Origin of the sequence: Rhizobacter sp., from assembly GCA_021153565.1 — a bacterium.
In the GTDB taxonomy this organism is placed as follows: Bacteria; Pseudomonadota; Gammaproteobacteria; order Burkholderiales; family Burkholderiaceae_C; genus Albitalea.
Genome location: JAJKJU010000159.1, coordinates 1 through 5,379, shown reverse-complemented (window position 1 = coordinate 5,379; position 5,379 = coordinate 1). Strand labels below are relative to the sequence as shown.

5 protein-coding genes are annotated in these 5,379 nt (G+C 62.4%); all 5 read right to left on the bottom strand.

What is annotated here, in order from left to right:
- Positions 1-153: 153 nt before the first annotated feature.
- Complete coding sequence (locus tag AC30NL_RS09740) at positions 154-816, bottom strand: cytochrome c oxidase subunit 3 family protein (RefSeq protein WP_489463802.1); 663 nt, start codon at positions 814-816, stop codon at positions 154-156.
- Positions 813-2,570: a cbb3-type cytochrome c oxidase subunit I gene (locus tag AC30NL_RS09735; protein WP_489463803.1), complete on the bottom strand. Its 1,758-nt coding sequence runs from the start codon at positions 2,568-2,570 to the stop codon at positions 813-815. The genes AC30NL_RS09740 and AC30NL_RS09735 overlap by 4 nt, the downstream gene beginning before the upstream one ends.
- A 38-nt stretch (positions 2,571-2,608) precedes the next feature.
- Positions 2,609-3,754 carry a c-type cytochrome gene (locus tag AC30NL_RS09730; RefSeq protein ID WP_489463801.1) on the bottom strand — a complete coding sequence of 382 codons (1,146 nt, stop codon included), beginning with the start codon at positions 3,752-3,754 and terminating at the stop codon, positions 2,609-2,611.
- 120 nt (positions 3,755-3,874) lie between these two features.
- Complete coding sequence (locus AC30NL_RS09725) at positions 3,875-4,381, bottom strand: hypothetical protein (protein ID WP_489463800.1); 507 nt, start codon at positions 4,379-4,381, stop codon at positions 3,875-3,877.
- 102 nt (positions 4,382-4,483) lie between these two features.
- Complete coding sequence (locus AC30NL_RS09720; RefSeq protein ID WP_489463799.1) at positions 4,484-4,999, bottom strand: DUF1269 domain-containing protein; 516 nt, start codon at positions 4,997-4,999, stop codon at positions 4,484-4,486.
- Between the last annotated feature and the right edge of the window lie 380 nt (positions 5,000-5,379).

Sequence of the window (5,379 nt, the reverse complement as noted above, 5' to 3'; positions counted from 1 at the left end):
GAGAGTTTTTCGAGCGTGTCCGAGCAGCGCGTCAAAAGGCACCTGATCTAGGCGCAAAGCACAGCCATAGCCCGGGCTATGGCGAGCATTTGCAACGACGAACAGGGGTCTTTTGGCGTGATGAGCGGGCATGATCGAAATACTCTCAGCCTCTCAAGCCGTGCGGCAGATGATGCGCGCCACATCGGGCGTGATCCAGCTGAAGCTGGCGAACAAGGCCAGCCACACGAGAAGCAGGAAGTGCCAGTACCGCGCGCACAGTCCGATGCGCCACGGGGCGGCGGCCAGGGCAATGTCGCTGCGGGTCGCACGCGCAGCAAGCAGCCAAGCGACGAGACCGCCCGTCACGTGCATGGCATGCAGCGCGGTCAGCAGGAAGAAGAAGCTGCCCGCGGGGTTGCCCACCGGCGTCACCTGCCGGCCGAGCAAGGCCCACCAGCCCCAAGCTTGCGCGCCAACGAATGCGATGGCGCAGATGCCGCCTGCCGCCAGCAGCAATCGGGCGCGCTCCGGCTGCGCCGCGGTCGATGCCACCGAGGTCGCGGATTGCAGCAATATGCTTCCAAGCACCAGCAAGGCGGTGCCGAGCCACAGTTGCTGCGGCATCTCGATGGCCACTGCATCGGCACCGCTCATCCGCATCACATAGGCCGTGAGGAAGAGCGAGAACAAGGTGGTGGCGACACCAATGAACACCCACAGGCCGACACCGTAGATTGCCTGCGGGCGCTTGCGTCGACGTGCCGCCGAAATCGGAATGACCGGGTGGGCGCCGTCGCTCCCCCCCGCCGCGGTGTGAAGCGCGCCGACACTCATGCCGGCACCTCTTTCGTCGGATACGCTTCGGGCTCGGCCCCACCATCCGCCGCCGGCGCGTTCTGTGGAATGAAGTCTTGCTTCGCGCCCGGCACGCTGTACGCATAGGCCCAGCGATGAACCACCGGCAGCTTCGGCCCCCAGTTGAGGTGCTTGGGCGGCGAGTCCGGCGTGAACCATTCGAGGGACGCGGCCCGCCACGGGTTGCTGCTGGCCTTGGCGCCGCGGAAAGCGCTCCACACGAGGTTGAAGACGAACAGCAGTTGCGCCGCGCCCACGATGAGCGCCATCACGGTGATGAACACGTTCAAGGAGAACGCCGACGGGGGAATGAACTGGTAGCCGTCCCAGTTGTAGTAGCGCCGCGGCATGCCCAGCACGCCGAGGTAGTGCATAGGGAAGTAGATGGCGTAGGTGCCGAGAAAGGTGACCCAGAAGTGCAGCTTGCCGATGCGATCGTCGAGCATGCGGCCGGTGATCTTCGGGAACCAGTGGTAGATGGCGCCGAACACGACCAAGAGCGGCGCCACGCCCATCACCATGTGGAAGTGCGCGACCACGAAGTACGTGCCCGACAGCGGAATGTCCACGCTCACGTTGCCGAGGAAGAGCCCCGTCAGGCCGCCGATCACGAAGGTGCACACGAACGCCAGCGCAAACAGCATCGGCACCGACAGGTGTATGTCCCCTCGCCACAGCGTCAGCAGCCAGTTGTAGACCTTGATGGCGGTGGGCACGGCGATGATGAGCGTGCTGGTGGCGAAGAAGAATCCGAAGTACGGGTTCATACCGCTCACGAACATGTGGTGCGCCCACACGATGAAGCTCAGGACACCGATGACGACGATGGCCCACACCATGGTGCGGTAGCCGAAGATCGCCTTGCGCGCATGCACGCTGATGAGGTCTGACACGATGCCGAATGCAGGCAACGCGACGATGTAGACCTCGGGGTGGCCGAAGAACCAGAAGAGGTGCTGGAACAGCAGCGGGCTGCCCCCGCGGTAGCCGCTGATCTGCCCCATCGAGACGAGCGCCGGCATGAAGAAGCTGGTACCCAGGGTCTTGTCCAGCAGCATCATCACGCCACTCACGAAGAGCGCCGGGAAGGCCAGCAGCGCGAGGATGGTGGCAACGAAGATGCCCCACACCGACAGCGGCATGCGCAGCAGCGTCATGCCTTCGCAGCGCGCCTGCAGCACGGTGGTCACGTAGTTGAGGCCGCCCATGGTCGTCGCGACGATGAAGATCACAAGCGACACGAGCATCAAGATGATGCCCCAGTCATGGCCTGGCGTTCCGGGCAGGATGGCCTGCGGCGGATACAGCGTCCAGCCCGCGCCGGTTGGGCCGCCGGGCACGAAGAAGCTCGCCATCAGCACGAACACCGAGAGAAGGTACACCCAGAAGCTCAGCATGTTCATGTACGGGAACACCATGTCCCGCGCACCGACCATCAGCGGGATCAGGTAGTTGCCGAAGCCACCGAGAAAGAGCGCGGTGAGCAGGTAGATCACCATGATCATCCCGTGCATCGTCACGAACTGGTAGTAGCGCTCGGCGTTGATGAATTCGAACTGCCCCGGAAAGCCGATCTGCAGCCGCATCAGGTTGGACAGCACCACGCCCACCAGTCCGACCAGAATGGCGGTGCAAGCGTATTGAACGGCAATGACCTTGTGATCCTGGCTCCAGACGTACTTCGTGATGAAGGTGTTGGGCTCGTGATGGCCCCCATGGTCGTCGTACGCCAAGGTGCTTTTCGTTCGCCTGGGGAATTGCGGGTCGGCGCTCATCGCTTGGATCCTTGAACGGTTTGAACTGGCGCGCCCTGTCCGGTTTCTCCTGCTGACTTGATATAGGCCGTGAGCGCTGCAAGCTCGTCGTCGTTGACCTCGATCGTCGGCATGATGGGCGCGAATCCCTTCACGATGCGCGCCTTCGGCTCCTGGATTTCTCGCTTCAGGTAGGCATCCTCGACCACCGCGGTTGAGCCGTCGGCGAAGGTTTCAGTCTTGCCGTACAAGCCTTTCCAGGTCGGGCCGGCGCCCAGGCTGCCGTCGATTGAATGGCAAGCCACGCAGCCCTTGGAGCGTGCAAGGGCCATGCCCTTGGCGGCCGCCGGGTCGGAGGGCCCTGCGCTCGCGGCTGCAAAGGACGCGGCAAAGGTCGGCTGCTTCTTCAGCCACGCAAGATACGCGGCTTCATCTTCCACCACGACGTAGCCGCGCATGTTGGGGTGCCCCATGCCGCAGAGCTGTGCGCACATGGACTCGAAGCGTCCGGCCTTCGTCGGGGTGAACCAGAACGAACTCACCATGCCCGGCACGATGTTCATGCGGGCGCGAAATGGCGGCACGTAGAAGTCGTGGAGCACGTCCTGCGAACGCAGCAGCACCTTGACTGGCTTGTTGATGGGCAGGTGCACTTCGTTGCCCGTCACGAGGATGTTGTCGGCCGAGGCCGGGTCCTTGGGATCGAGCCCGTAGGGGTTGGCCGCTGTGACGAATCGCGGATCGCTCGCGCCCATCTTGCCGCTCACGCCGGGAAAGCGGAAGCGCCATTGCCACTGCTGGCCCAGCACCTCCAGCACCATCGATTCGCGCGGCGGCTTGACGTAGTCGGCGTACACGACAAGCCCGGGCGCCAGTAGCGCGACGATTCCGACGGTGCTGACACCGATCAGCCAGTGTTCGAGCTTCTTGTTGTCGGGCTCATAGGCGGCGCGCGCGCCCTCGCGGTGGCGGTAGCGAAACACCGTGAATGCAAGAAACAGCACGATGCCGACGAAGAAGATGCCCGTGATCACGAGCGTGATCGTCAGCGTGTCGTCCATCTGCTTCCAATTCGATGCCAGCGGCGTGGTCCACCACGGGCTGACGAACTGAAACACCACCGAGGCGGCAACGATCACGAGAAGCGCGATGGCCATGCCCATATGAACTCGTCCTCGCGGCTGACAGGCCGCAGCAGAGTGCGACAACACTACTCCGTCGCGGATTCATCCACAAGACATCACCGCCTCGGAGCAGTGGTCAGCACACTAACGAGCAAGCAACTACTGATTCGTCTCTTCGCGCCCTTCGAGCCACTGATAAGTCAACACCACGGTGAGGCCGAAGATGATGTGACCGATGAAGGTCGACCAAGCTCGCAGGTCGGCGATCCATGGGAAGAAAACAGCCATGCCGTAAAAGTTCAGCAGGTACAGCACAGTTCCGAACACCACGCCGAGCACCTCCAGCATGCCGGTGTTCTGCTCGTAGTGAAACCCGGCAATGATGATTGCCAGGACAAGGCCGAAGACAACGCCCAGGACGTAATGCGTAGCCAGCGCAACGGCGACGATGCCGATGTTGAATGTTGAAGACTCCAACGCCTTCTCGCCCATCACGATGGCAGCCACATGGTGCGAGGTGCTCCACGGGCTGGATCCGCTGACGGTCACCGTCCACAGCATTTCCAGCACCATGAGCAGCGCGCCCGCCACAAGGCCCGCACAGACGGCGCGCGACCAGTCCGGCATTCGGCGGTGCCACTCATGCGAATGGATGTGAAGTTCCATGGTGATCTCCTCTACAGCAATCGTCACTGCAGGTCGGTGCCCTGGTGTCAGATGCTGAGCGCATTAGTCACACCCGTCTTTGCCACACCGAGGCCTCAGACGTCAGGGGAATGCAGGAATGTTGGGCTCGACGCCTTCGAGACGTGCTTCGGGATGCTGCGCCTGCAGCCGCGCCTCAATTTCATCGACGCGTGAGCGAGGCACATCCACCATCAGGAGGATCTGGCCCTGCTCGATCGCTGACTCGAATCTCTTGAGCCGGTGGCTTGGCGTGGAAGCTCCGATCATGCTCGCGGACCATGCGCCGAACGCACCTCCGAGCATGGCGAGAACCGCCGCAATGCCCCATTGAGGCTGGTCGCCGACGATGGGAAAGTACACCGCCGCGACGATGCCCAACAGCGCTACGACCGCACCGCCGAGCACGAGGCCCATTTGCGCCGCGCGGATGAGATCGGATGTCTGCAACAAGTTGGCTGCGTGCAACCCGGTCATGTCGGCGTCTTCGCGTGCGACGAAGTGAATGTGTCGTTCGCCGATGCACGCAAGCAACAGGTCATCCATCGTTCGCTTGGCGCTCGCCAAGTTGGGAAGCAGCCAATAAACCCTTCTACGCATGGAATCCTCCTTGAGGAAATGCAATCTTGGGATCGACTCGATGTGTTTTTTGTACTCCTTTATGACAGGCGCGGCAAGAACCGCAAACACCATCGGGGTGAACCCGACCCGGCGTTGTGGGTGTTCGATGGGTGGGGTTGCTTATTTCCTGCGGAATTCGACCGCGAATCAGCAACCCCATCAACACAGGAATGACGGCAGGCGGCTCAAGCCGGCGACCCGACCTGAGAGGCTGAGAGGCTGACGCCTGAAATGTCCTGAGGTACCGATGGGGTCAGCGGCTGAGAGTTTTTCGATCATGCCCGCTCATCACGCCAAAAGCCCCCTGCTCGTCGTTGCAAATGCTCGCCATAGCCAAGCTATGGCTGCGCTTTGCGCCT